Annotated in this window: 25 protein-coding genes; 9 read left to right on the forward strand and 16 right to left on the reverse strand. The window is 67.1% G+C overall.

From position 1 onward, the window contains the following. Both AC3FMM_RS24255 and AC3FMM_RS24260 read left to right on the forward strand, forming a co-directional pair. Positions 1-326: NAD(P)(+) transhydrogenase (Re/Si-specific) subunit beta (locus AC3FMM_RS24255; RefSeq protein WP_488687593.1), on the forward strand; the 326-nt coding region annotated here is incomplete at its 5' end. A gap of 244 nt (positions 327-570) precedes the next feature. After that, positions 571-1,617, forward strand: a complete 1,047-nt coding sequence (locus AC3FMM_RS24260; protein ID WP_488687594.1) for a response regulator — start codon at positions 571-573, stop codon at positions 1,615-1,617. 27 nt (positions 1,618-1,644) lie between these two features. Here AC3FMM_RS24260 and AC3FMM_RS24265 read toward each other — a convergent pair whose 3' ends face one another. From AC3FMM_RS24265 to AC3FMM_RS24305, 9 genes are all read right to left on the reverse strand, one after another. Next, positions 1,645-2,898: a THUMP domain-containing class I SAM-dependent RNA methyltransferase gene (locus AC3FMM_RS24265; RefSeq protein WP_488687595.1), complete on the reverse strand. Its 1,254-nt coding sequence runs from the start codon at positions 2,896-2,898 to the stop codon at positions 1,645-1,647. Positions 2,899-2,961: 63 nt separating this feature from the next. Then, entirely contained in the window at positions 2,962-3,567 is a 606-nt protein-coding gene (locus AC3FMM_RS24270) for a 2-hydroxychromene-2-carboxylate isomerase (RefSeq protein WP_115710766.1), read from the reverse strand. Positions 3,568-3,632: 65 nt separating this feature from the next. Then, the gene (locus tag AC3FMM_RS24275) at positions 3,633-4,055 is read right to left on the reverse strand and encodes a CopD family protein (protein WP_116313050.1); all 423 of its coding nucleotides are present in this window, start codon (positions 4,053-4,055) and stop codon (positions 3,633-3,635) included. 52 nt (positions 4,056-4,107) lie between these two features. Then, positions 4,108-5,388: a glutamate-5-semialdehyde dehydrogenase gene (locus tag AC3FMM_RS24280; RefSeq protein WP_326347984.1), complete on the reverse strand. Its 1,281-nt coding sequence runs from the start codon at positions 5,386-5,388 to the stop codon at positions 4,108-4,110. A gap of 195 nt (positions 5,389-5,583) precedes the next feature. After that, complete coding sequence (gene holA / locus AC3FMM_RS24285; protein ID WP_116313053.1) at positions 5,584-6,642, reverse strand: DNA polymerase III subunit delta; 1,059 nt, start codon at positions 6,640-6,642, stop codon at positions 5,584-5,586. 18 nt (positions 6,643-6,660) lie between these two features. Beyond that, complete coding sequence (locus AC3FMM_RS24290; protein WP_115681108.1) at positions 6,661-7,176, reverse strand: LPS-assembly lipoprotein LptE; 516 nt, start codon at positions 7,174-7,176, stop codon at positions 6,661-6,663. 44 nt (positions 7,177-7,220) lie between these two features. Then, positions 7,221-9,842, reverse strand: a complete 2,622-nt coding sequence (gene leuS / locus AC3FMM_RS24295) for a leucine--tRNA ligase (RefSeq protein WP_116313054.1) — start codon at positions 9,840-9,842, stop codon at positions 7,221-7,223. Positions 9,843-10,012: 170 nt separating this feature from the next. Further along, entirely contained in the window at positions 10,013-10,810 is a 798-nt protein-coding gene (gene dapB / locus AC3FMM_RS24300; RefSeq protein ID WP_115710777.1) for a 4-hydroxy-tetrahydrodipicolinate reductase, read from the reverse strand. A gap of 108 nt (positions 10,811-10,918) precedes the next feature. Further along, positions 10,919-11,572 carry an outer membrane protein assembly factor BamE gene (locus AC3FMM_RS24305; protein WP_488687596.1) on the reverse strand — a complete coding sequence of 218 codons (654 nt, stop codon included), beginning with the start codon at positions 11,570-11,572 and terminating at the stop codon, positions 10,919-10,921. 246 nt (positions 11,573-11,818) lie between these two features. Here AC3FMM_RS24305 and fur point away from each other — a divergent pair, with 246 nt between their 5' ends. Then, the gene (fur, locus tag AC3FMM_RS24310; RefSeq protein ID WP_012353845.1) at positions 11,819-12,250 is read left to right on the forward strand and encodes a ferric iron uptake transcriptional regulator; all 432 of its coding nucleotides are present in this window, start codon (positions 11,819-11,821) and stop codon (positions 12,248-12,250) included. Positions 12,251-12,339: 89 nt separating this feature from the next. Here fur and AC3FMM_RS24315 read toward each other — a convergent pair whose 3' ends face one another. The 3 genes from AC3FMM_RS24315 to tkt form a co-directional block, all read right to left on the reverse strand. Further along, complete coding sequence (locus tag AC3FMM_RS24315; protein WP_115681497.1) at positions 12,340-13,335, reverse strand: LysR family transcriptional regulator; 996 nt, start codon at positions 13,333-13,335, stop codon at positions 12,340-12,342. 373 nt (positions 13,336-13,708) lie between these two features. After that, on the reverse strand, positions 13,709-14,707 hold the full coding sequence (gap, locus tag AC3FMM_RS24320) for a type I glyceraldehyde-3-phosphate dehydrogenase (RefSeq protein ID WP_012353847.1): 999 nt from the start codon (positions 14,705-14,707) through the stop codon (positions 13,709-13,711). 84 nt (positions 14,708-14,791) lie between these two features. Next, the gene (gene tkt, locus AC3FMM_RS24325) at positions 14,792-16,825 is read right to left on the reverse strand and encodes a transketolase (protein WP_172581756.1); all 2,034 of its coding nucleotides are present in this window, start codon (positions 16,823-16,825) and stop codon (positions 14,792-14,794) included. Positions 16,826-17,137: 312 nt separating this feature from the next. On the opposite strand from tkt, the gene AC3FMM_RS24330 reads away from it, so the two are divergent. Genes AC3FMM_RS24330 through AC3FMM_RS24340 form a run of 3 tightly spaced genes read left to right on the forward strand, consistent with a single transcriptional unit; the run spans position 17,138 to position 18,995 of the window. Continuing rightward, the gene (locus AC3FMM_RS24330; RefSeq protein WP_115710783.1) at positions 17,138-17,563 is read left to right on the forward strand and encodes a VOC family protein; all 426 of its coding nucleotides are present in this window, start codon (positions 17,138-17,140) and stop codon (positions 17,561-17,563) included. Next, positions 17,563-18,321: a 16S rRNA (uracil(1498)-N(3))-methyltransferase gene (locus AC3FMM_RS24335; protein WP_115710785.1), complete on the forward strand. Its 759-nt coding sequence runs from the start codon at positions 17,563-17,565 to the stop codon at positions 18,319-18,321. The genes AC3FMM_RS24330 and AC3FMM_RS24335 overlap by 1 nt, the downstream gene beginning before the upstream one ends. A 56-nt stretch (positions 18,322-18,377) precedes the next feature. After that, the gene (locus AC3FMM_RS24340) at positions 18,378-18,995 is read left to right on the forward strand and encodes a YidB family protein (RefSeq protein WP_115710787.1); all 618 of its coding nucleotides are present in this window, start codon (positions 18,378-18,380) and stop codon (positions 18,993-18,995) included. Between the two features lie 81 nt (positions 18,996-19,076). On the opposite strand, the gene AC3FMM_RS24345 is transcribed toward AC3FMM_RS24340, so the two are convergent. From AC3FMM_RS24345 to AC3FMM_RS24355, 3 genes are all read right to left on the reverse strand, one after another. Further along, the gene (locus AC3FMM_RS24345; protein ID WP_018006331.1) at positions 19,077-19,694 is read right to left on the reverse strand and encodes a barstar family protein; all 618 of its coding nucleotides are present in this window, start codon (positions 19,692-19,694) and stop codon (positions 19,077-19,079) included. Continuing rightward, positions 19,691-20,062 carry a guanyl-specific ribonuclease gene (locus AC3FMM_RS24350; protein WP_115711726.1) on the reverse strand — a complete coding sequence of 124 codons (372 nt, stop codon included), beginning with the start codon at positions 20,060-20,062 and terminating at the stop codon, positions 19,691-19,693. The genes AC3FMM_RS24345 and AC3FMM_RS24350 overlap by 4 nt, the downstream gene beginning before the upstream one ends. A 378-nt stretch (positions 20,063-20,440) precedes the next feature. Next, a complete protein-coding gene (locus AC3FMM_RS24355) occupies positions 20,441-22,762 on the reverse strand; it encodes an NADP-dependent malic enzyme (RefSeq protein ID WP_018006329.1) in 2,322 nt (773 codons plus the stop codon). A gap of 392 nt (positions 22,763-23,154) precedes the next feature. Between AC3FMM_RS24355 and thiL the strand changes: the two genes are divergently transcribed. From thiL to AC3FMM_RS24370, 3 genes are all read left to right on the forward strand, one after another. Next, a complete protein-coding gene (gene thiL / locus AC3FMM_RS24360) occupies positions 23,155-24,135 on the forward strand; it encodes a thiamine-phosphate kinase (RefSeq protein WP_115681116.1) in 981 nt (326 codons plus the stop codon). A gap of 125 nt (positions 24,136-24,260) precedes the next feature. Further along, a complete protein-coding gene (locus AC3FMM_RS24365) occupies positions 24,261-24,827 on the forward strand; it encodes a phosphatidylglycerophosphatase A family protein (protein WP_115710791.1) in 567 nt (188 codons plus the stop codon). Positions 24,828-24,872: 45 nt separating this feature from the next. Then, complete coding sequence (locus AC3FMM_RS24370) at positions 24,873-25,370, forward strand: CinA family protein (protein WP_012353857.1); 498 nt, start codon at positions 24,873-24,875, stop codon at positions 25,368-25,370. Between the two features lie 77 nt (positions 25,371-25,447). On the opposite strand, the gene pyrF is transcribed toward AC3FMM_RS24370, so the two are convergent. Next, the gene (gene pyrF, locus AC3FMM_RS24375) at positions 25,448-26,266 is read right to left on the reverse strand and encodes an orotidine-5'-phosphate decarboxylase (RefSeq protein ID WP_018006326.1); all 819 of its coding nucleotides are present in this window, start codon (positions 26,264-26,266) and stop codon (positions 25,448-25,450) included. Positions 26,267-26,428: the final 162 nt, after the last annotated feature.

Here is a 26,428-nt window from a genome sequence, read left to right on the forward strand (position 1 = left end):
ACGTGCTGCTGGCCGAGGCCGAGGTGCCGTACGACCAGGTCTTCGAGATGGAAGACATCAACAGCGAGTTCGGCCAGGCCGACGTGGTGCTGGTGCTGGGCGCCAACGACGTGGTCAACCCGGCGGCGAAGACCGACCCCCAGTCGCCGATCGCGGGCATGCCGATCCTGGAGGCGTACAAGGCCAAGACCATCATCGTCAACAAGCGCTCGATGGCCGCCGGCTATGCCGGTCTGGACAACGAGCTGTTCTATATGGACAAGACCATGATGGTGTTCGGCGACGCCAAGAAGGTGGTCGAGGACATGTTCAAGGCGGTCGACTAAGGTCGCACAGCCGCTCCGGCCCGCGCCCCGGGGGCGCGGGCTTTCGTGGTTCCGGCGCGGTTCACCGCCCTGGCCCGCCGGCCCTGCTGGAACAAGGGCCGCGCCCCGTCCCTCCCCCGCCGCAGGCGGCCCCGGCCGCAAGGCGTGCCTTGCAAGGCAGCCACGGCGCGCTATACTGGCCTGCGAATACGCACGCTGGCTTGCCACTTGCGCCACGCCTGTGCCAACCCCTGCCCGCCGCTCCATGACCTTCAATCCGCACGACAGGAATCTGTCGGTCTTCCATCACCCGGTCCTGACTGTCCTTGTGGATGACAGCAAGTCCTTCATCGACAGCCTGGCGTTCCAGATGGATGCCGCGCGCGGGGTGATCACCTTCACCGATCCGCGCGAAGCGCTGCAGTGGATCCGCGAAGCCTACGCCACCCGCTTCCCGGGTTTCCTGCCGGTGCGCGTCACCCACGACGACCTGACCTTCCTGACCGAGCGCCGCACGGTCCAGCTCGACATCGACCGCATCTACCGCCAGATCCACGACGTCAACCGCTTCCTGCAGCCCGGCGTGGTGGTGGTCGACTATTCGATGCCGCAGATGGACGGCCTGGAATTCTGCCAGGCGTTGCAGGACCTGCCGTGCAAGACCATCCTGCTGACCGGCACCGCCGATGAAAGCATCGCCGTGCAGGGCTTCAACCACGGGCTGATCGACCGCTATGTGAAAAAACACGACAGCAATATGGTGGAGCGGCTGGACCAGGAAATCGAGGCCATGCAGCAGGCGTACTTCGCCACGCTGTCGCGCACGCTGCGCGAGCTGCTGACGCGGCATTCGTTCTCGTTCCTGTCCGATCCGGCCATGACCGAGCGCGTGCGCCAGCTGACCGCGCGCTACGACTTTGTCGAGTACTACCTGTACCCTAATCCCGCCGGCATCCTGCTGCTGACCGCGCAGGGCCACGCCACCCTGATGGTGATCGAGACCCGCGCCGGGCTGATGACGCAGGTGGAATCGGCCGAGGCCTACGATGCCCCCGCCGCGCTGATCGAAGGCCTGCGCGAAGGCCGGCTGGTGCCCTTCTTCTGGCCCGGCAACGGCATGTACACGCCGGCCTGCGTCGACTGGGAACAATACTGCCTGCCGGCCGAGCGCTGCGAAGGCAGGGAAGAATTCTTCTACGCGCTGTTCGACCTGCCGCGCCACCTGCTGCAGGAGCCGGTGGTCAGCCTGCAGAGCTTCCTGGCGGACTTCAGCCGCAACCCGGACGCGCTGACGGGGCGCAAGCGCCCCTGACGCCACAGCACCGGTGCGCAGCCGGGGTCAGTCCGCCTGCTGCGTCCGGTTGGCGCCGCGCACCATGTCGAAACGGAACAGCCGGCACTCGATATTGCCGTTGTAGAGCGGCGTGCGGCGCGATTCCTTCAGCCGCAGCCGGCGCGGGAAGCCCAGGTCGCCGGTGAACACCCACGCCTGCCAGCCCGCGAAATGCTGCTTCAGGGTGGTGGCAAAGGCGCTGGCAAACTGGTTGGCGGCGGCCTCTTCCACCTCGTCACGCGGCTGTTCGTCTTCCGGCGCGCGGCGCTGCCCACGCACCGCAATGCGCTCGCCGTACGGCGGATTCATCAGCAGCAGGCCCGGCTCGTCATAAGGCGGCTGCACGAAGCGGGCGTCGACCTGCTTGGTGCGCGCCTCGCCCGGCAGGCCGGCGCGTTCCCAGTTGGCGCGCGTGATCGCCAGCATGTCGGTGGAGATGTCCGAACCGACCACCTGCAGCTCATCTTCCGAGGCCAGCATGCGGGCGCGCTGCGCGTCCGACTTCAGCTTCTGCCACGCCTTGGTATCCATGCCCTTGAGCCATTCGAAGGCAAAACTGCGGCTGCCGCCCGGCGCGATGCCCAGTGCCACCTGCGCGGCCTCGACCAGGAAGGTGCCGCTGCCGCACATCGGATCGTAGAAGGGCCGGAAGGTCTGGCCCGGCACCCAGCCCGCCAGGCGCAGGATGCCGGCCGCCAGGTTTTCCTTCAGGGGGGCCTCGCCCTTCTCGGTGCGCCAGCCGCGCTTGAACAGCGGCTCGCCGCTGGTGTCGAGATACAGTGTGCAGTCGCGCTCGGTCAGGTGGGCGTAGATGCGCACATCCGGGCTCACGGTGTCGACGCTCGGCCGGGCGCCCAGCCGCTCGCGCATGGCATCGCATACGCCGTCCTTGACTCGCAGCGCGGTGAAATTGAGGCTGCGCAGCGGCGACTTGTGCGACGTAATATCCACGCGCAGCGACTCGTCGGGCGAGAACCACTGCTCCCAGCGCACCCCGCGCGCCAGCGTGTAGATGTCGTCCTCGTGCCGGTAGCCGCGCGCCGCGACACGCATCAGTACCCGGCTGGCAATGCGCGAATGCAGGTTGACCGCATAGGCGGCAGCCATCTCGCCCGAGAAGTTCACGCCGCCCGGCACTTCCTGGTGCACCGAAAACGGCGCCAGCGCGGCCACGCCCGGCATCGCGGCGATCTCGCGCAGCTCTTCCGCGAGCGCGCTCTCCAGGCCGCGCGGGCAAGGGGCAAAGAAGGCTTGGGTCATGAGAGGGATTCCTGCAAACAAAAACGTCCGCCGTGGCGGACGGGGAAGTATCGGTAGCTTAGGTCAGGCCGCGGCCAGCGCGCGGTCGAGAAAGTCGAGGCGGTCCTGGCCCCAGAACGGCTCGCCGTCGTACACGTACCACGGCGCGCCGAACACGCCGGCAGAGATCGCCTCCTGCGTGTTCTGCGCATAGGCGGCCTGCACCGACTGGGCCTCGCTCGCCCTGACCAGGCCGGCGCCATCGAGGCCGGCCTCGTCGGCAATCTGCGCCAGCGTGGCGGCATCGGCGATATTGCGCTGCTGCGCCCACACCGCCGCGCCGATCGCGCCGGTCAGTGCCATCGCGCGCGCGGTGCCGTGCGCCAGCTGCGCGGCAATGATCAGCTTGCTGGCGGCGTCACCGGACACCGGGAAGAACGTCGGCTCGAGGTTCAGCGGGATGTTCAGGAACGCGCTCCAGCGCCTGAGCTCGACCAGCCGGTAAGCCTGCCGCTGCGGCGGACGCTGCGCCAGCGGCAGCCCGCCGGAGACCGAGAACACTTTGCCGAGGTCGCACGGCTTCAGGTTCACCTGCACGCCGTGGCGCGCGGCGATATCGCTGAAACGGGCATGGCCCATGTAGACATACGGCGATTGCGGCGTCAGGTAGTAGTCGACCAGCTTGCTCATGTTGGTATCCGCGACGGAATCAGGCTGCAATATAAAGGCGAAATAAACGCGAAACGCGGCCAGCCTCAGAACGGCTTGACCACGACCAGGATCACCACCGCCAGCAGCACCAGCACCGGCAGCTCATTGAACCAGCGATAGAACTTGTGCGAGCGCGCGTTGCGCCCCGCCTCGAACTTGCGCAGCAGCACGCCGCAGCCGTGGTGGTAGCCGATCAGGACCAGCACCAGCGCCAGCTTGGCATGCATCCAGCCCTGCCCGGGGCCGCGGCCGATGCCGTAGCCCAGGTACAGCCACAACCCGAACACCACCGCCGGCACCGCCAGCATGGTCATGAAGCGGAACAGCTTGCGCGCCATCAGCAGCAGGCGCTGCGTGCTGGCGGCGTCGGTCTCCATCGCCAGGTTGACGAAGATGCGCGGCAGGTAGAACAGGCCGGCGAACCACGAAACGACGAAGACGATATGCAGCGCTTTGACCCAGAGCATCGGCGGACAGACCTTGGCTTGCAGTGGTTATTGTTGTTGGCGGCCCGGCGCTTCAGGTCCGGATCTCGCCGTGCCCGAACACCACGTACTTGAGCGAGGTCAGCCCTTCCAGCCCGACCGGCCCACGCGCATGCAGCTTGTCGTTGGAGATGCCGATCTCCGCGCCCAGGCCATACTCGAAGCCATCGGCAAAGCGGGTCGAGGCATTGATCATCACGCTCGCTGAATCGACCTCGCGGATAAAGCGCATGCCCGCCGAGTAGTTCTCGGTGATGATCGAATCGGTATGGTGCGAGCCGTATTCGTTGATATGGGCGACGGCCTGGTCCAGTCCGGCCACCGTCTTGATGGCGAGGATCGGCGCCAGGTATTCCAGGCGCCAGTCTTCCTCGGCGGCATCGACCAGGCCGGTAAAGCCGGCGGCTTCCAGCGTGGCGCGGGTGGCCGGGCACACGCGCAGCTCGACGCCCTTCTGCTGGTAGATGCGGCACAGCGGCGGCAGCGCCGCGGCGGCGATGTCCCGCGACACCAGCAGCGTCTCCATGGTGTTGCACGGCGCGTAGCGCTGGGTCTTGGCGTTGTCGCAGACGCGCACCGCCTTGTCCAGGTCGGCCTCGGCGTCGATATAGACGTGGCAGATGCCGTCCAGGTGCTTGATCATCGGCACCCGCGCTTCTTCCATCAGCCGCGCGATCAGGCTCTTGCCGCCGCGCGGGACGATCACGTCGACGTATTCGGTCATGGTGATCAGGCGGCCGACCGCGGCGCGGTCGGTGGTCCCGATCACCTGCACTGCCTCGGACGGCAGGCCGGCCGCAGACAGGCCTTCGGCCACCAGCGCAGCCAGCGCGGTGTTGGATTCGATCGCCTCGGACCCGCCGCGCAGGATGGTGGCGTTGCCCGACTTCAGGCACAGCGCGGCGGCGTCGATGGTGACGTTGGGGCGCGACTCGTAGATGATGCCGATCACGCCCAGCGGCACGCGCATCTGGCCCACCTGGATGCCGGTCGGGCGGAACTTCATGTTCGAGATCTCGCCGATCGGGTCTGCCAGCGCGGCGATCTGCTCCAGGCCCGCGGCCATGGTGTCGATGGCCTTGTCCGACAGCGTCAGGCGGTCGACGAAGGCGGCGTCCTGGCCGTTGGCGCGGGCGCGCTCGACGTCGCGTGCGTTGACGGCCTTGAGCTTGTCGGCATCGCGGCGGATCGCCGCGGCGATGGTCAGCAGCGCACGGTTCTTGTCGGCGGTGGAGGCACGCGCCATCGCGCGCGACGCCGCGCGGGCCTGGCGGCCGACGCGGTCCATGTATTGGTTGAGGTCGAGCTCGGTCATGTCAGTGGCCGGGGGTGATGGCCGTCAATGTATGTTTTCTCCCTCTCCCGCTTGCGGGAGAGGGTTGGGGTGAGGGCGGGAGTCGCTACGAAGTACGGCTGTCGGTATGCCACCGCCTGCCCTCACCCCCTGCCCCTCTCCCGCAAGCGGGAGAGGGGAGCAAACCGCCAGGGGAGCAAGCCTTCCAGGCAGCCCCTAGCGCGCAATCATCAGCGCCAGCTGCTGCAGGCCGTCCCACGGCTCGGCCGGCAGCGGCGCGCTGCCTGGCGGCGGCAGGTCCTGCAGGCCCTTGACCTGGCGGTCCAGCCGCGCGGCCAGCGCCAGCGCCGCTTCCAGCCGGGGCTGCGCCAGGCGCTGCGCGGCCTGCGGCACCAGCCGCTCGCGCGGGCCCCAGACACGCAGCTCGCGCATCAGCACGCCCGCCGGCTTGCCGGCCGCGAGCCCTTGCCGGACCTTGGATAATACGCGAATTTCCTCGGTCAGCGCCCACAGCACCAGCACCGTGGCCTCACCCTCGCCGCGCAGCCCTTCGAGCATCCGCACCAGCCGCGGCACGTCGCCCGAGAGCATCGATTCCGACAGCTTGAACACGTCGTAGCGGGCCACGTTCAGCACCGCGTCGTGGACCTGGTCGAAGCTCAGTTCGCCGGGCGGGTACAGCAGTCCCAGCTTCTGGATCTCCTGGTGCGCCGCCAGCAGGTTGCCCTCGACCTTGTCGGCGATGAACTGCAGCGCGAGCCGGCCCGGCTCGCCGGCCTGCACGCGCTGCTGCTGCAGCGCGAGCCGCTCGCCGACCCACGCCGGCAAGCGGGTACGGTCCACGGTATCGACCTTGATCGACACGCCGGCGCCTTCCAGCGCCTGGAACCAGGCCGACTTGGACGCGGCAAAGTCCAGCCGCGGCAGCGTCACCAGCATCACCACGTCGGGCGACGCCTGCGCGGCCACGGCGCGCAGCGCCTCGCCGCCGTCCTTGCCGGGCTTGCCCGAGGGGATGCGCAGCTCGACGATCTTGCGGTCGCCGAACAGCGACATCGACTGCTGCGCCTCGACCAGCCGGCCCCAGTGGAAACCGCGCTCGGCCACCAGCACCTCGCGTTCGGAAAAGCCCGCTTCCCGCGCCGCGGCACGCAGGCGGTCGACCGCTTCCAGCACCAGCAGGTGCTCGTCGCCATGCACCACGTACAGCGGCGCCAGCCCCTTGGCCTTGGCCTGGCGCAGGTGCGCGTCGAGCCCGTCGAGCTTGAGCTGCATGCCGTCAGCCGTGCCCGCTCAGATTGCCTTGACGGCGGCCAGCCGGCGCATCAGCTGCTGCACGATGTCGCGCTGCATGTCGCGGTACAACTGCTGCTCTTCGTAGTCCTTGGCGAGCGTATTGGCTTCGTTGTAGGTCAGGTCGCGCGTCAGCACCAGCTGCGACGGCGCGATCAGTTCCTTGCCGGCGGGATCGCGCAGGCGGAAGGTGAAGCGCTGGGTCAGGCGGTATTCACGCACCACGCCTTCGGTCGTGATCGACAGGATGGTCTTGGTGCGGGTGTCTTGCAGCACGTCCAGCAACGCGTCGGCCTCTTTCTGGTCGGCCACCACCTGGGTGTCCGAGCCGCCACGGATGGCGCGGCGCAGGTCCGCGCCCATCAGCGAGTTGGGCGGGATGCCGATATACAGCCGCTTGAAGGCGAAGTCCGAGTTGCCGCGCAGATGGAAGCCGCAGCCGGCCAGCAGGCCGGTGGCCGGCACTGCCAGCAGTGCCGCGAGCAGCTTGCGGCGTCCCAGGTTCAGTCGCTTCATGGTTGGCGATTCCTTTGTCAGGTTCCGGCGGGCGGACGGCGCTGTCAAAGCACCACGTTGACCAGGCGGCCAGGCACCACCACGATCTTCTTGGGCGCCTTGCCTTCGGCGAACTTGGCCACGGTGTCGCTGGCGGCGGCGGTGGCCTCGATCGCGGCACGGTCGGCGTCGGCGGGCACGGTGATGCTGCCGCGCACCTTGCCGTTGATCTGCAGCACCAGCTCGATCTCGCTGCGCACCAGCGCGGCTTCATCGACCTGCGGCCACGGGGCGTCGAGCAGGTCGCCGGCCTCGGCGGCATAGCCCAGCTGCTCCCACAGGCCGTGGGTGATGTGCGGCACCACCGGGTACAGCACGCGCAACAGGATGCCGAAGCACTCGCGGCGCGCCGCCGGCGACGCGGTCTTGGCGTCGTCCAGCGCGTTCAGCATCTTCATGGTGGCGGACACCACGGTGTTGTACTGGATGCGCTGGTAGTCGTAGTTGGCCTGCTTGAGCACGCCGTGGATCTCGCGGCGCAGCTCGGCATCGTCCGCGCCCGGCGCGCCGGCGGCACCGTCGCGGATGGCGGCGGCGTTGGCATAGCCATGGTTCCACACGCGGCGCAGGAAGCGCGACGCGCCCTCCACGCCCGAACCGCTCCACTCCAGCTGCTGCTCGGGCGGCGCGGCGAACATCACGAACAGGCGAGCGGTATCGGCGCCGTACTGGTCGATCAGCGCCTGCGGGTCGATGCCGTTGTTCTTGGACTTCGACATCTTCTCGATGCCGCCGATCACCACCGGCTGGCCGTCGGCCTTCAGCGTGGCGCCCACCGGGCGGCCGCGCTCGTCGGTCTGCACGTCGACATCGGCCGGGTTGTACCAGTGCTTCTTGCCCGAGGCGTCTTCGCGGTAGAAGGTCTCGTTCAGCACCATGCCCTGCGTCAGCAGGTTGGTGAACGGCTCGTCGAACTTGACCAGGCCCAGGTCGCGCATGACCTTGGTCCAGAAGCGCGCGTACAGCAGGTGCAGGATCGCGTGCTCGATGCCGCCGATGTACTGGTCCATCGGCATCCAGTAGTCGTTGCGGGCATCGACCATGGTGGCCGCGTCCGGGCAGGTATAGCGCATGTAGTACCAGCACGAATCGATGAAGGTATCCATCGTGTCGGTCTCGCGGCGCGCCGGCTTGCCGCACGACGGGCAGGTGCACTGCAGGAAGCGCGGGTCCTTGGCCAGCGGGTTGCCGGTGCCGTCCGGCACCAGGTCTTCGGGCAGCACCACCGGCAGGTCCTGCTCGGGCACCGGCACCACGCCGCAGCTGTCGCAGTGGATCAGCGGGATCGGCGTGCCCCAGTAGCGCTGGCGCGAGATGCCCCAGTCGCGCAGGCGCCAGGTGGTCTTCTTCTCGCCCAGGCCCATCGCGCCCAGGTCGGCGGCGATGGCTTCGACCGCGGCCTGGTAGCCGAGGCCGTCATACTTGCCGCTGTGGACGCAGGTGCCGTTTTCCTTGTCGCCGTACCATTCCTGCCAGGCGTCGGTCGAATACGGCTGGCCCTTCACGTCGATCACTTGCCTGATCGGCAGGCCGTACTTGTTGGCGAAGGCGAAGTCGCGCTCGTCGTGCGCGGGCACGCCCATCACGGCGCCGTCGCCATAGCTCATCAGCACGTAGTTGCCGACCCACACGTCGACCTTGTCGCCGGTCAGCGGGTGCACCACCTGCAGGCCGGTCGGCATGCCCTTCTTCTCCATGGTCGCCATGTCGGCTTCCATGACCGAGCCATGCTTGCATTCGTCGATGAAGGCGGCCAGTTCGGGGTTGTTCAGCGCGGCGTGCGTGGCCAGCGGGTGCTCGGCGGCGACCGCGCAGAAGGTCACGCCCATGATGGTGTCGGCGCGCGTGGTGAAGACGTACAGCTTGCCGTCGTTGATCGGCTTGCCGTCCTCGCCCGGGATGTCGTGGGTAAAGGCGAAACGCACACCCACGCTCTTGCCGATCCAGTTCTGCTGCATCACCTTGACGCGCTCGGGCCAGCCCAGCTGGTCCAGGTCGCCCAGCAGCTCCTGCGCATAGTCAGTGATGCGCAGGTAATACATCGGGATCTCGCGCTTTTCGACCACCGCGCCCGAGCGCCAGCCGCGGCCGTCGATGACCTGCTCGTTGGCCAGCACGGTCTGGTCGACCGGGTCCCAGTTGACGGTGCCGGTCTTGCGGTAGGCGATGCCCTTCTCCAGCATCTTCAGGAACAACCACTGGTTCCAGCGGTAGTAGTCCGGGCTGCAGGTGGCCACCTCGCGCGACCAGTCGATCGCCAGGCCCATCGACTGCATCTGCTTCTTCATGTAAGCGATGTTGTCGTAGGTCCAGGCGGCCGGCGCCACGCCGTTGTTCAGCGCCGCGTTCTCCGCCGGCATGCCGAACGCGTCCCAGCCCATCGGCATCAGCACGTTGTTGCCGTTCATGCGCAGGTAGCGCGCCATCACATCGTTGATGGTGTAGTTGCGCACGTGGCCCATGTGCAGCTTGCCCGACGGGTACGGCAGCATCGAGCAGGCGTAGAACTTGGGCTTCTCCTTGCCGTCGGCCCCGACCGCATGCTCCGACACGCGATAGGCGTCGATGGCTTGCCAGTGCTGCTGGGCGGCTTGTTCAACGGCGGAAGGAAGGTATTTGTCTTGCATGGTCGGGACAGCGGTCAAGGACAGCGTCTGCGCGGCAACTGGCCTGCCGGCATCCGGGAAGATTCGTTCGAAGGAAAGCGGCGGGCGCCAGTGTGGGCGCCCGCCCGGCGTGCAATGCTAAAGCAATCGATTATAACCGTGGCGGCAGCGCTGGCCGCCCGGGCCTGGCCTTACTTCAGGCCCAGCACGTCCTGCATGTCGAACAGGCCGGTCGGCTTGTCCGCCAGGAAACGGGCCGAGCGCACCGCGCCGTCGGCATACGACTGGCGACTCGACGACTTGTGGCTGATCTCGATGCGCTCGCCGATGCCGGCGAACATCACGGTGTGGTCGCCGACGATATCGCCGCCGCGGATGGTGGCAAAGCCGATCGAACCGGGATCGCGCTCGCCGGTATGGCCTTCGCGGGCAAAGACGCCGCAGGTCTTGAGGTCGCGGCCCAGCGCATCGGCAATCACTTCGCCCATCTTCAGCGCGGTACCCGACGGGGCGTCGACCTTGAAGCGGTGGTGGGCCTCGATCACCTCGATGTCATAGCCGGTCGAAAGCAGTTTGGCCGCGACTTCCAGCAGCTTGAAGGTGGCATTGACGCCAACGCTGAAGTTGGCCGCAAAGACGATGCCGATCGACTTGGCGGCCTCGGCCAGCGCGGCCTTGCCGGCGTCGTCGAAGCCGGTGGTGCCGACCACCATCTTGACGCCGCGCTTCTTCGCCGCCTCCAGGTGCGCCAGCGTGCCTTCCGGACGGGTGAAGTCGATCAGGCAGTCCGCGCCGGCCAGGCCGGCTTCCAGGTCCGCCGTGATCGCGACGCCGGTGTTGCGGCCCAGGAACAGGCCCGCATCCTGGCCCAGCGCCGGCGAGCCCGGCACGTCGAGCGCACCCGACAGCTTCACGCCCTCGGTGTTCAGCACTTGTTCGATCAGCATGCGGCCCATGCGGCCCGATGCGCCTGCGATGGCGATGTTCATGGTGTCTGGCTCTGCGGAATATGCGCGGTGCGCGAAAGGGAAGCGAGCCGGCCATGCCTGGCCGGCGCGGAAAACCGGCAGCGCGCCGAAGCCGGCGCGCGTGATCGATCAGTTGGCGGCTGGCTTGGCCGCGTCGGCAGGCGCGGTGGCCTGGGCCGGAGCCGACGGCTCGGCGGCGGGCTGGGCCGCCTGCGCCGGTTGTGCGGGAGCGCCGGCCGCTTCCGGCTGCTGCGCCTGCCGCGGCACGAAGTTCTCGACCGTGGTCTGCTGCTCGGCCGGGGCCGGGGCCGCGGCCGCGGCCCCGCGGGTGGAGTACATGCCCGGCGTCTGCGCCGTTAGCGCCATAATCATGCCGGAGATCTCGGCGATCAGCTCATACTCGGACGGCAGTTCGTCGCCGCCAAACTTGACCAGGCGGTCGCCGTCGAAGAACACCGTGTAGCGGCGCTGCTGCACCACCGAGGTATTGCCGCGGCGGAACGAAAACACATAATCCCAGCGGTTGGCGTGAAACACGTCGGTCAGCAGCGGCGTGCCGAGCAGGAACTTGACCTGGTCGCGGGTCATGCCCTCGCGCAGCTGCGAAGCGGCCTCGCGCGAGACGAAATTGCCCTGCACGATGTTGATCCGGTACGGCGTGATGGCGTTGGCTACCTTGCGCGAAGTGGAATCGTAGGCCGAGCAGGCGCCGGCCAGCAGGGCCGCGGCCAGCAGGGAGACAACCAGCGTCGGACGCATGGCGGACGAACGGATAGAACGCATGGATCTCGTTTCCGGAGGGAAAGAAAAGTAACGCGGCAGAGAACGGGCTGCGCGGGCATGAAAACGGCGCAAAATGCGCCGATTGCACCACACGAGCGGATGGCATCTGCCGCCGCAACCACATGGGTCGGCAAGCTTGCCGGGCACGCGACGCCGACCTCTGGACATCGTCGGCACGAGCGACTTTTGCTGCCAAAACCCTTATGATTCAACTATCCAGACATTGTACTCTAGGGAGTCACCCACATGCCGAGTCCGGCGGACCTCAAGAATATCGGCCTGAAGGCGACCGTGCCCAGGCTGAAGATTCTTGAAATTTTTCAGACCAGCGAACAGCGTCACCTGAGCGCGGAAGACGTCTACCGCATCCTGCTCAACGAGCATATGGATATCGGCCTGGCCACCGTCTACCGCGTGCTGACTCAGTTCGAGCAGGCCGGCCTGCTGTCGCGCAACAACTTTGAATCCGGCAAGGCGATCTTCGAGCTCAACGAAGGCAAGCACCACGACCACCTGGTGTGCCTGGATTGCGGCCGGGTCGAGGAATTCTTCGATTCCGAGATCGAGCAGCGCCAGCAGAGCATTGCGCGCGAGCGCGGCTTTACCCTGCAGGAACACGCGTTGTCGCTGTACGGCAACTGCACCAAAACAAACTGTCCCCACAGACCCAAACGATAAGCAACCGCTCGCTCCCTTGCCGGAGCGCAGACGGACAACAAAAAACCGGCGCCAGGCGCCGGTTTTTTGTTGTGGCTTGCTGCCGCGGGTCAGCGCGCCTGCAGGTCCTGCAGGTCCTGCTCGCTCACCACCCGGGCCGGGCGTGCCTGCGGCAGGCCGACGAACTCGCCCACCACCTGGCGGAACAGGCCGCGCGCCCACACCAGCATCGGGTGTGTGTTGCGGCTGCGGTGCCAGAACATGTTCAGGCCGAGCGTGGTGTTCAGCTCCGCCGGCAGCGGGAAGGCCTTCAGACCGTAGGTTTCGCAGGCCATGTCCTTGGTCAGCGCATTGACGGTGAAGATCATGTCCGTCTGCGAGGCCAGTTCGGCCTGGGCGCGCCACGAATGGACCGTCAGCGAGGCGTTGCGCTTCAGGCCGCGCTGCTGCAGTGCGTAGTCGAGCGGGATCAGCGACGGCGCCGGGCGCCCCGAGCCGCCGGAGTGCGCCATGAAGATATGGCCGCAGTCCAGGTATTGCTCGAGCGTGCAGTGACCCTTGAGCACCGGATGGTCTTTGCGCGCGCACACCCACAGGTTCAGCGACGTCACCATTTCCTCGACGATCTCCGGATGGCGGGTCGGGAACGGCGAGAATCCCAGGTCGAGTTCATTGGCGCGCATCGACGCCACATCGGTCTCCCACGAATGGGACTCGACCAGCTTGATGTGCAGGTCCGGCGCCAGCGCCTTGATGCGCAGCACGAAACGGTTGAACACCGTGTCGCCCAGTTCCGCGGCAAAGCCGATGCTCAGCGTGCCGGTGGCGGTGGCCGGATCGAAGTTGTCCGCGTCGCCCTCGTTGATGGACGACCACAGGTCCAGCATGTCGCGGATCTTGGGTCCCAGCTCGAGCGCGCGCGGCGTCGGCGTCAGCCCGTGCGGGACGCGGATAAAGAGTGGATCGTCAAAGATTTCGCGCAGCCTGCCCAGCGAATGCGAGACCGCCGGCGCGGTCATGTGCATTTTCTCCGCCACGTAGGTGGCATTACGCTTGCTCAGCAGCTCGGTGAAGATCACTAGAAGCTTTGTGTCTACGTTCACCATGATCAGGCCCCCGGTCAGATTTTTCACAGCTAAGATGGCCCCACCACTTGCACTGGCTGCACATCAGATTTCAACAGCGTCTTAATAGTGTAAGAGGAAAAATCAGGCTCGGAAAGCAAATTCGGCATTTCTGGAATGGCCGCCCCTAGCATAACTTCAAAAAATTGCGCGATTTTGCCGCAATTGATCGTAGATGCGTACATTAGCGGCGGCGCAACCAGCACTTCAGCCTCAGCTATCCTCGACCTTAGGGTTCCACTTTTATCATTCTTTTCTGACGCAACTATTTCAGTCGCGCTAGCAGACCAGCATCCTGCCTGAAAAAAGAAAAACGCGCCCGCGGGCGCGTTTTCGTGAGCGCGGAAGGCGCGGATTACTTGGCCACCACGCGTGCCATTTCCAGGCACTTGTTCGAATAGCCCCACTCGTTGTCGTACCAGCTCACGACCTTGATGAAGGTGCCGTCCAGCGCGATGCCGGCTTCGGCGTCGAAGATCGAGGTGCGGGCATCGCCGCGGAAGTCGGTGGCGACCACCTTGTCTTCGGTATAGCCCAGCACGCCCTTCAGGGCGCCCTGGCTCTGGGCCTTCATCTCGGCGCAGATTTCTTCGTACGAGGCGGACTTTTCCAGCTCGACGGTCAGGTCCACCACCGACACGTCGGAGGTAGGCACGCGGAACGACATGCCGGTCAGCTTCTTGTTCAGCTGCGGGATCACCACGCCCACGGCCTTGGCAGCGCCGGTCGACGACGGGATGATGTTTTCCAGGATGCCGCGGCCGCCGCGCCAGTCCTTGTTGGACGGGCCGTCGACGGTCTTCTGGGTGGCGGTGGCAGCGTGCACGGTGGTCATCAGGCCGCGCTTGATGCCCCACTTGTCGTTCAGCACCTTGGCCACCGGGGCCAGGCAGTTGGTGGTGCAGCTGGCGTTGGAGATGATCGCCTCGCCCTTGTACGTGTCGTGGTTCACGCCGTACACGAACATCGGGGTGTCGTCCTTCGACGGGGCCGACATGATCACCTTCTTGGCGCCCGCGTCGATGTGCTTCTGCGCGCCTTCCTTGGTCAGGAAGATGCCGGTCGACTCGATCACCACGTCGGCGCCGACTTCGCCCCACTTCAGCTCGGCCGGATCCTTCACCGCGGTCAGGCGGATCTTCTTGCCATTGACGACCAGCGTGTTGCCGTCGACCGACACTTCGCCGTCAAAGCGGCCGTGCACCGAGTCGTACTTCAGCATGTAGGCCAGGTAGTCGGGCTCGAGCAGGTCGTTGATGGCAACGACTTCGATGTCCTTGAAGTTGGCGGCGGCGGCGCGGAACACCATGCGCCCGATGCGGCCGAAGCCGTTGATGCCGATCTTGATGGTCATGACTGTCTCTCCTGAGGATCGATTGAAACCGGTGGGCGCCGCGTCTGCCACGCGGCGCACCGCGCGGCTCCAGCGCCCGGATGCTTAGATAAGGGTGTCCTTCACCGTACGGACCACGTTTTCGACGGTAAAGCCGAAGTGCTTGAACAGCACGCCGGCCGGGGCCGATTCGCCGAAGGTGTCGATGCCCACTACCGCCTGGACCTGGTACTTCCACCAGAAGTCCGTCACGCCCGCCTCGACCGCCACGCGCGGCACGCCGGCCGGCAGCACGCTGGCCTTGTAGGCGGTGTCCTGCTTGTCGAACACGGTGGTCGCGGGAACCGACACCACGCGCACATGCACGCCTTCGGCGGCCAGCGCATCGGCGGCGCCTACGGCCAGGCCCACTTCCGAGCCGGTCGCCAGGATCACGGCGTCCGGCCGGCCGGTCCTGGTGTTGACGCTGTCGCGCAGCACGTAGCCGCCGCGCGCGATATTGGCGCGGGTGGCGTCGTCGCGCTGCTGGAACGGCAGGTTCTGGCGGCTGAAGATCAGGCAGCTCGGGCCGTTCTCGCGGCGGATCGCCTCGGCCCAGGCCACGGCGGTCTCGGTGGTGTCGGCGGTACGCCAGACGTCCATGTTGGGGATCAGGCGCAGGCTGGCGACGTGCTCGATCGACTGGTGCGTCGGGCCGTCTTCGCCCAGGCCGATCGAGTCATGGGTGAACACGAACAGCGAGCGGATCTTCATCAGCGCCGCCATGCGCAGTGCATTGCGGCTGTAGTCCGAGAAGGTCAGGAAGGTTGCGCCGTAGGGAATGTAGCCACCGTGCAGCGTGATGCCGTTCATGATCGCGCTCATGCCGAACTCGCGCACGCCATAGTTGATATGGTTGCCCCAGGCATCGACGCGCACCGCCTTGCTGCCCGACCAGTTGGTCAGGTTCGAGCCGGTCAGGTCGGCCGAGCCGCCGAGGAACTCGGGCAGCACCGGGCCGAAGGCCTCGATGGTGTTCTGGCTGGCCTTGCGGGTGGCGATGGTCTCCGCCTTTTCCTCGCACTTGGCGATAAAGGCTTCGACGGCGGCGTCGAACGAGCCCGGCAGCTCGCCCTTCATGCGGCGGGTGAATTCGCCGGCTTCGTACGGGTGGCGCTCGGCATACGATTCGAACAGCGCATTCCAGGCGCGCTCCAGCGCCTGGCCGTTGGCCTTGGCGTCCCAGGCGTCATAGACGTCTGCGGGCACCTCGAACGGGGCGTGGGCCCAGCCCAGCGCCTCGCGCGTGGCCAGCACTTCGGCGCCGCCCAGCGGCGCGCCGTGCACGTCGTGGCCGCCTTCCTTGTTGGGCGCGCCCTTGCCGATCTTGGTGCGGCAGCAGATCAGGGTCGGCTTGTCGCTGGCCTTGGCCTGCGAGATCGCCAGGTCGACGGCGGTGACGTCATGGCCGTCGATGCCGCGGATCACGTTCCAGCCGTAGGCTTCGAAGCGCTTCGGGGTGTCGTCGTTGAACCAGTGCACCACGTCGCCGTCGATCGAGATGCCGTTGTCATCCCACAGCGCAATCAGCTTGTTCAGCTTGAGCGTGCCCGCCAGCGAGCAGGCTTCGTGCGAGATGCCTTCCATCAGGCAGCCGTCGCCCAGGAACACATAGGTGTAGTGGTCGACGATGTCGAAGCCCGGGCGGTTGAATTCTTCACCCAGCAGGCGCTCGGCCAGCGCCATGCCGACCGCGTTGGTGATGCCCTGGCCGAGCGGCCCGGTGGTGGTTTCCACGCCCGGCGTGATGCCGTATTCCGGATGGCCGGCGGTCTTGCTGTGCAGCTGGCGGAAGTTCTTCAGCTCTTCGACCGGCAGGTCGTAGCCGGTCAGGTGCAGCAGCGCGTAGATCAGCATCGAGCCGTGGCCGTTGGACAGCACGAAGCGGTCACGGTCGGCCCACTGCGGGTTGCTCGGGTTGTGCTTCAGGTGCCGGCCCCACAGCGCCACGGCGATGTCTGCCATGCCCATCGGCGCACCGGGGTGGCCGGAATTGGCCTGCTGGACGGCGTCCATGGCAAGCACGCGGATGGCGTCGGCCATCAGCTTGGCGGGCTGGGAAGCAAAGGGACTTGTGGCGGGATGGGCAAGGGCGGACATGCGGGCGGATTCGGCGTGAGCCTTGGCGGCAGGAAAACCGCAATTTTAGCAGAAGCTAGGGGGTTTTCCGGACTCCCGACGCCCCCTCCGGCCGAGTCCGGGCGATCATCGCAGGCCGCCCGCACCACCGCATGCCGGCAACCGGAACTATCCCGGCCCCGGCATGCCTGATGCTTCACCCCGGCGCCCTGGCAAGGACGTGGCGCGGACCGTGGCGCGGCACTTCGACAGCGTAGCGCGGCACGCGTAAGATGCACTCTCGCACCGCGCGGCACGCCGCCGCGCCGGGTTTCCCGCAACCAGGAGACGATCATGACCAGACCGGCCAATACCCCCTGGCTCACCCCCTACCTGACCGTCGCCAACGGCCGCGCCGCGCTGGACTTCTATGGCCGCGCCTTCGGCTTCACCCCCGGCAACGTGGTCGACGAGAACGGCGTTCCCACCCACGCCGAGATGCAATACCAGGGCCAGCTGGTGGTGATGTTCGCACCCGAGGGCGCGTGGGGCAGCACGGCGCGCACGCCGCGCTCGCTGGGCGTGGAGTGCCCGCAGACCTTCTACGTCTATTGCGACGATGTCGACGCCATGCACCAGCGCGCGGTCGACGCCGGCGCGGTCAGCCTGATGGCGCCGGCCGACCAGTTCTGGGGCGACCGCTACTGCATGGTCGAGGATCCCGACGGCTACCGCTGGGGTTTCGGCAAGCCGCTCGCCCAGGCCAGCCAGGCAAGCTGATGGCACCACGATTTTTTGTCGGCGGCGCGGACGCCGTGCTGGCCGCCGAATCGGATTTCCCGCTGCCCGAAGCGGTGGTGCGCCACGCGCAGGTGCTGCGCCTGGCGCCGGGCGACGCCATCACCCTGTTCGACGGCCGCGGCGGCAGCCACGCCGCCACGCTGGTCGAACTGGGCAAGCGCCACGCACTGGCGCGCATCGGCGCGCATGACGCGGCCGAGGCCGAGCCGCCCTTCCGCGTCACGCTGGCGCAGGGCCTGGCCGGCGGCGACAAGATGGACTGGCTGATCGAGAAAGCCGTCGAACTGGGCGTCGCGGCGATCCAGCCGCTGCAGGCCAGCCGCTCGGTGGTACGGCTGTCCGGCGAGCGCGCGCAGAAGCGCCAGGCGCACTGGCAGGCGCTGGTCCAGGCCGCCTGCGAGCAATGCGGTCGAAATCGTTTGCCGGCAGTGGCGGAGGTCACTAACTTGGATACGTGGCTGGCGCGCGTCGCACCATCCGGCGAAGGCGCCAGGCTGCTGCTCTCGCCGCGTGCCGCGCATTCGCTGCCGGCACTGGTGGCGGAACGGCGCGAGGCACTGCTGGCCAATGGCGTCACGTTGCTGATCGGCCCGGAGGGCGGGCTGGCCCCCGAAGAAGAACAGGCCGCGCTGCAGGCGGGTTTCACCGGCGTGTCGCTCGGCCCGCGCATCCTGCGTACCGAAACCGCCGGGCTCGTTTGCCTGGCCACCCTGAACGCCTTGCTGGGCGGATTCTGACGACGGGGCACCCCGGCCCTGCGTTCCGTTGCAACCCTGACTGAAAGGAGTCGACCATGGGACTACTCGATAGCGTGCTGGGCGGTGTGCTCGGACAACTCGGCGGCGCGCGCGCAGAGAGCGGCCAGGCCGGCGGGCTCGACCCCAAGCTGATGATGGCGCTCGGGCTGCTGGCCACACTGGCCATGCGCAGCCGCGCGCAAGGCGGCGATGCCGCCGGCGACTCGCCCGCAGCCGATGATGGCCTGGGCGGGCTGGGCAGCCTCGGCGGGCTGCTGGGCGGCATGCTCGGCGGCGGCGCCGGCACCGCGCCGGGCGGCGCCACCGGCGGACTCGACCTGGGCTCGCTGCTCGGCGGCCTGCTGGGCGGCCAGGGCGGCGCGCCGGCCAACAGCCAGGCGCTGGGCGCGGCCGCCGGCGGCATCGGCGCGCTGCAGCAGATTCTGGCGCAGGCGGGGCTGGGCGAACAGGTCAACTCCTGGATCGGCAGCGGCGCCAACCAGCCGGTCACGCCGTCGGCGCTGAGTGATGCGCTGAACGACACCGGCGCGCTGCAGTCGCTGGCGCAGAGCACCGGCATGTCGCAGGACGACGTGGCGGCGCAGTTGAGCGAAGGCCTGCCGGAACTGATCGACCGGCTCACGCCGCATGGCCATGTGCCGGCGCAGGAATAAGCGCCGCGCCTGCCCGACAAGCAAAAAGCCCGCATCAGCGGGCTTTTTGCCTGTTATGCCGTGGAACCGCAGCCGGCGCGGTCAGGCGAACGAATAGAACACGCGGAATTGCACCTTGCGCTCGCCCCAGAACTCGGCGGCGTCGCGGAACACGTCGAGCAGCACCTCGCGCGCTTCCTTGTCGAACTTCTGCGCGATCGGCAGCCCCTCCAGCACGATCACGAAACCCGGCTGCGGGCCGGCCTTGTAGATCATGTCGGTCAGGCAGTCGGCCAGCGCGTCGAAGTTCTTGCCAAAATGCTTGGGGAAGGTGAACGAGGTGGCGATGGTTTCCAGGATCTCCGCCTTGCTCGCGCAATGCGCGCAATTGGCATAGAGGAAATGCTGGCCGAGATCGGCCGCGGCCTGGGCCAGTTCCGGCACGCGGAAGGCGCGGATCGACTGGACGATGTTCGGACGCACCGTCTTGAACAGGTTCATGGCCCCCTCGCTGGTGCCGTCGTTCCAACCGGGACCGGCGGGCATGGCCACGGGCGCGGTCGCGGGCGGGAGTTTTTGCATGAGCTCCTGGCTCGGCATCATCAGCACGTTGTCGTATAGGTTCTGGGCCTGCTGCTGAGCCCGCTGCCAGCCATCTCCGGCGCCGCGCTCTTCGCGGGCGGCAAGGGCGTCGCCCAGTCCGAAAATGTCAGTCATCATTTGAGTATCCGTTTGAAGCTGTTGTAGTGGTCTTCCGTGTAGTAACAATCGTTGGCGGCGCGCTGTTCCCCGCCGCAGACGATCCGCTTGGCTCCCCGGTTCCGGCTCCTGGCGCTCTTGACCGTGTATTCGCGGTAATAACCGCGTTCCTTTTGCGGCAGGATACGTTCGTAGTTGCCGAATCTCGAGCCGTCCTTGTCATACGGGAACGGGCCGCCGGCTTCGATGCGCTCCAGGGTCTGCCGCGCTTCGTTGGGCAACTGCTGCACTGCAATGGTTCCCAGCCCTTCGGTCTGCGCCTGGCGTGCCAGCGTCGGCTGCGCCAGGGCCAGCACCAGCGCCGCGCCGGTCAGGGACCGGGCCAGCATGCGCGTTGCGTGCCGCATCGGAGAAACTTGGAAACCCACGTTGCTTGTCTTGGTTGAACCGGAAATCGAGCCTGCCGCTGGTTGGGTAGACGATCTGTCCGGGCCACCCTGGCCTGCCCCTCTGCGCTGCGTAAAGTGTCGCGCAAGGAATGCCGGCCGCACCGGGGCGCTCATGGCGAGCGCCTGTATCAAAGGCGTAAGGTTACGCGCATGCACGCAATTAATCAATCCCGCCCCTGTTGCAGCGCAATTTCTTCAATTGTTTCAATATGTTAAGCGTATGTGTGCGCATACTAACTGCAAGGACGAGGCGATAAAAAAAGCCGGGCGAACCCGGCTTTTCGTCACCTTGGCCCGCTGCGGGCCAGGGCAATCGGCTTAGCGCTTGGCGGCGGCGTCGACCACCACCAGCGACGTCATGTTGACGATGCGGCGCACGGTCGCCGACGGGGTCAGGATGTGCACCGGCGCCTTCACGCCTAGCAGGATCGGCCCGATGGCGACGTTGTTGCCCGCGGCAACCTTGAGCAGGTTGTACGAGATGTTGGCGGCGTCGATGTTCGGGCACACCAGCAGGTTGGCCTCGCCCTTGAGCGTGCCGTCCGGCACCAGCTGGTCGCGCAGCTTCTGGTCGAGCGCGCAATCGCCGTGCATCTCGCCGTCGATCTCCAGTTCGGGGGCCTGTTCACGCAGGATGGCGAGGGTTTCGCGCATCTTGCGCGCAGACGGCGCCTCGGACGAGCCGAAGTTCGAATGCGACAGCAGGCCGACCTTGGGTTCGATGCCGAAGCGCTTCAGCTCTTCGGCGGCCATCAGCGTGATCGCGGCCAGTTCCTCGGCGCTCGGGTCGACGTTGACGTGGGTGTCCACCAGGAAGATCTGGCGACCCGGCAGCACCAGGCCGTTCATCGCCGCATAGACCTTGTTGGTGCCGCCCAGCACCTGGTCGATATAGCGCAGGTGCGCCGCGGTGTTGCTGACGGTGCCGCAGATCATGCCGTCGGCCTCGCCCTTGTGCACCAGCATCGCGCCGATCAGCGTGGTGCGGCGGCGCATTTCCAGCTTGGCGTACTGCGGCGTGATGCCCTGGCGAGCCATCATGCGGTAGTAGGCGTCGGAATAGTCGCGGAAGCGCTCATCGTGTTCCGGGTTGACCACGGTGAAGTCCACGCCGGCGCGCAGGCGCAGGCCGAAGCGCTCGATGCGGTGCTGCAGCACGGCGGGGCGGCCGATCAGGATCGGGTTGGCCAGCTTTTCGTCGACGATCACCTGCACGGCGCGCAGCACGCGCTCTTCCTCGCCCTCGGCGAAGACGATGCGCTTCTTGTCCATCTCGACCTTGCGCGCGGCGGCGTAGATCGGCTTCATCACCGTGCCGGAGTGGTACACGAACTGCTGCAGCTGCAGGCGGTACGCGTCCATGTCCTCGATCGGGCGCGCGGCCACGCCCGACTTCATCGCGGCTTCGGCCACGGCCGGCGCCACCTTGACGATCAGGCGCGGGTCGAACGGCTTGGGGATCAGGTATTCGGGGCCGAACGACAGATCCTGGATGCCGTAGGCGGTGGCGACGATGTCGCTCTGCTCCTGGCGTGCCAGTTCGGCCAGCGCGTTGGCCGCGGCGATTTCCATCTCGCGCGTGATGGTGGTGGCGCCGCAATCCAGCGCCCCGCGGAAGATGAACGGGAAGCACAGGACGTTGTTGACCTGGTTCGGGTAGTCGGTACGACCCGTGGCCATCACCGCGTCCGGACGCACTTCCTTGACCAGCTCGGGCGCGATTTCCGGATTCGGGTTGGCCAGCGCCAGCACCAGCGGCTTGTCGGCCATGCGCTGGACCATGTCCTGCTTGAGCACGCCCGCCGCCGACAGGCCCAGGAAGATGTCGGCGCCGTCGATCACTTCGCCCAGCTTGCGCTTGTCGGTCTTTTGCGAGAAGCGGGCCTTTTCGGGGTCCATCAGTTCGGTACGGCCCTCGTAGACCACGCCGGCCAGGTCGGTCACCCAGATGTTCTCGATCGGCAGGCCGATGTCGACCAGCAGGTCCAGGCAGGCCAGCGCCGCAGCGCCGGCGCCCGAGGCCACCAGCTTGACCTTGGCGATATCCTTGCCGACCACTTTCAGGCCGTTGATGATGGCCGCGGCCACCACGATGGCGGTGCCGTGCTGGTCGTCATGGAAGACGGGGATCTTCATCTTCTCGCGCAGCTTGCGCTCGACGTAGAAGCACTCCGGTGCCTTGATGTCTTCCAGGTTGATGCCGCCGAAGGTGGGCTCGAGCGCGGCGATGATCTGGACCAGCTTTTCCGGGTCCTTCTCGTCGATTTCGATATCGAACACGTCAATACCGGCAAACTTCTTGAACAGCCCGCCCTTGCCTTCCATCACCGGCTTGGACGCCGCGGCGCCAATGTCGCCAAGGCCCAGCACGGCGGTGCCGTTGGTAATCACCGCGACCAGGTTGCCGCGCGCGGTATAGCGGAACGAGTTGGCCGGATCGGAAACGATTTCTTCACAAGCTGCGGCCACGCCGGGCGAATACGCCAGGGCCAGGTCGCGCTGGTTCGACAGCGGCTTGGTCGGCGTGACCGAGATCTTGCCGGGGGTGGGAAACTCGTGATACTCGAGCGCCGCTTTGCGCAGCGCCTCGCGCTGCTGCTGTTTCAGATCGTCTTGGGACGGGGACTGTGGGCTGGTCATCGGCGCATCTTCCAATCGGTGGAGCCGTCATTGACAAGGCGGGGACGATCGGCGGACCGGCTCCACGCGTCCGCCCTTCTCTTCCTTTGGAACCCAGCATTTTATATAGTGAAAAACTATTTCACAATAAGCGTTTTGCTTGGGGCACCTTTGCGATTCGGTACAATATGCCCCATCCTCCCGGGCAACACCAGCGAGCGTAGCGCCCAGCCGGCAAGGTGGCGCAGCGCATGGCGGTCAGGGCTGTGATGCGCGGCAGTATCTTGCTGAAACGCGCGACGCGCCCCATGCTGATGCCGCGCGCGGTGCTGCGGGATTTGCCGGCAAACCCCGCTGATCCCCTGCAAAACCCCGCCGTCACTCCACCGCCCGTCCCGGCACGCCGTCGATCCATGTCCAACGCCCAGCCCGCCCAGCTTTCCGAATTCGACCTGATCCGCCGCTATTTCACGCGGCCGGTGCGCAAGGCTGCGCTCGGCGTGGGCGATGACTGCGCGCTGGTCGAGGGCCGTCCCGGCCACCATCTCGCCATCAGCACCGACATGCTGGTCAGCGGCCGCCATTTCTTCCCCGACGTGGCGCCGCGCGCGCTGGGCCACAAAGCGCTGGCGGTGAACCTGTCGGACCTCGCCGCCATGGGTGCCGAACCGCGCGCTTTCACGCTGGCGCTGGCCTTGCCGGAGGCCGAGCCGGAGTGGCTCGCCGAACTGGCCAGCGGCATGCTGGCGCTGGCCGACGAACACGGCTGCGAACTGGTGGGCGGCGACACCACGCGCGGCCCGCTGACGCTGTCGCTGACGGTATTCGGCGACGTGCCGCTGCGCGCGGCGCTGCGCCGTGACGCCGCGCGCCCCGGCGACGATATCTGGATCTCGGGCACCCTTGGTGATGCGCGGCTGGCGCTGGGCGATTGCCGCGGCGAATGGCTGCTGCCCGAACCCGAATTCAGCCAGGTGCGGCCGCGCATGGACGCGCCCACGCCGCGGGTGGCACTGGGCATGGCCTTGCGCGGCGTGGCGCATGCTGCACTGGATATCTCCGACGGCCTGGTCGGCGACCTCGGCCATATCCTGGCGCGTTCGCAGGTGGGGGCGCTGGTCGATGTCGACGCCCTGCCTAGATCGGCAGTGCTGGCCGGCCAGCCCGACGCCATCCAGCGCGAATGCGTGCTGGCCGGCGGCGACGACTATGAGCTGTGCTTCACCGCGCCGGCCGGCCACCGCGACGCCATTGCGGCCATCAGCGAGCGGCTGGCGCTGCCGCTGACGCGCGTCGGCGCGATCACGCCCGAGCCGGGCCTGCGGCTGGTCGACCGCGCCGGCAACCCGACCCGCTACGAGGGCGCCAGCTTCGACCATTTCGCTGCCCCCTGACACCGGGTCACAGGCATGTCATGATGCCGGCATCGGCGCCTGCGCGGGCATGGGAGTCCCGCACGCATCGCAGCGCAAGCCGGCCATAACCATAAGCAGTATCCGCATCACACGAGCCAACTTTGATGTCCACCTTCCCTCCCGGGGCCGCGCCGCGCGACCCCGCCCTGACCCTGGAAGCCGGCCAGACCGTCAAGGTCACGCGCCCGAGCGCGCGCTTCATGCTGGCGCATCCGGCGCACCTGATCGCCTTCGGCTTCGGCTCGGGACTGTCGCCGGTCGGCCCCGGCACCGTCGGCACGCTCTACGCCTGGCTCTCGTTCGTGGTGATTTCGCTGTGGATCGAGCCCGCCACCTGGCTGTGGATCATCACCGGCGGCTTCGTCGTGGGCCTGTGGGCGTGCGCCCGCACCGCGCGCGACATGGGCGTGCACGACCACGGCAGCATGGTCTGGGACGAGATCGTGGCGTTCTGGCTGGTGCTGGCCTTTGTCATGCCGACCGGTTTCTGGGGCCAGTTCGCCGCGTTCCTGTGGTTCCGGCTGTTCGATATCGCCAAACCGGCGCCGATCGGCCACTATGACCGCAGCTTGAAGGGCCCCGGCCTGCGCGGCGGCTTCGGCGTGATGTTCGACGATATCTTCGCGGCGTTCTACACGCTGCTGGTGTTTGCCCTGTGGCGCTCGTTCTGAGCCGCGAACGCCAAACTGATTCCCCAAACAACCCCTGCACCCATCATGTCCGTCAGCCGCCTGCTCGACCAGCTCGCCATTCAGGCCGGCGTCGCCCTAGCCGACAAATCCCTGATGCTGGCCACCGCCGAATCCTGCACCGGCGGCCTGGTCGCCGCCGCCATTACCGACGTGTCGGGCTCGTCGGGCTGGTTCGAGCGCGGCTTCGTCACGTATTCCAACGAGGCCAAGTCGACCATGCTGGGGGTGCCGGCCAAGCTGATCCGCGATCACGGCGCCGTCAGCGAAGAGGTCGCCCGCGCGATGGCGGAAGGGGCGCTGCTGAACAGCCGCGCGCAAGTGTCACTGTCGATCACCGGCGTCGCCGGCCCCAACGGCGGCACCCCGGAAAAGCCCGTGGGCATGGTGTGCTTTGGCTGGAGCAACCGCATCACCACCATCGTCGAAACCCAGCGCTTTCCCGGCGACCGCGCGCAGATCCGGCGCCAGGCGGCCGAGCACGCGATGCGGGGCCTGGTGGAGTTGCTGCGCAACGAGGCCTGAAGCCCCTGCCGCCGCAAGCCGCTCAAACGAAAAACCGCGCCAGCAGGCGCGGTTTTTTTCATGCCGCGTGGGGGCGGTCAGCCGTGGCGGTAGCGGTTGATGGTCTCGCGCGTCTGCAGCGCGACGTTGCGCGCCGCTGCGGCGAAGTCCTTCTCGCGGCTGGCGTACAGGATCGCGCGCGACGAATTGATCATCATGCCGGTGCCGTCGGCGGTGCGCCCGGCCTTCACCGTGGCCTCGATGTCGCCGCCCTGGGCGCCGATGCCGGGAATCAGCAGCGGCATGTCGCCGACGATCTGGCGCACGCGCGCGATCTCGTTGGGGAAGGTCGCGCCGACCACCAGGCCCATCTGGCCGGTGGTGTTCCAGCGCTCGCGCGCGGCCTCGGCCACCAGCTGGTATAGCGGCTTGCCGTCGACCTGCAGGAACTGCACGTCCGAACCGCCCGGGTTGGAGGTGCGGCACAGCACGATCACGCCGCGGCCCGGATAGGCCAGATAGGGCTGCATCGAGTCAAAGCCCATGTACGGGCTGACCGTGACCGCATCGGCCTTGTAGCGCTCGAAGGCTTCCAGCGCATAGTGCTCGGCGGTCGAGCCGATGTCGCCGCGCTTGGCGTCGAGGATCACCGGGATGCCGGGATGGGCGTCGTGGATATAGTGGATCAGCTGCTCGAGCTGGTCTTCGGCGCGCTGCGAATGGAAGTACGCGATCTGCGGCTTGAAGGCGCAGACCAGGTCGGCGGTGGCGTCGACGATCTCGCGGCAGAACGAGAAGATGGCGCCGCCGGCTCCGGTCAGGGACAGGGGAAGCTTGTGCGGATCAGGATCGAGCCCGACGCACAGGAGGGAATCGTTGCGCTGCCAGGCGGCAGCAAGCTGCTCGGTGAAAGTCATGGGTACTCGGAATGTCCTGGTGGCGCCGGCGTCTCATCGTGAGGCCGATCCTGGCCGATCTGGCCGATGGACTCGGCCGGCGCGGTTGGCCGCAGCGGCGTGAAAACCTTTCATCCCTGCAGCATATGTCGCTTTCGGCAATTTTACCCGCTGCGTGCTATC

This window comes from Cupriavidus sp. 207A1, assembly GCF_057798955.1.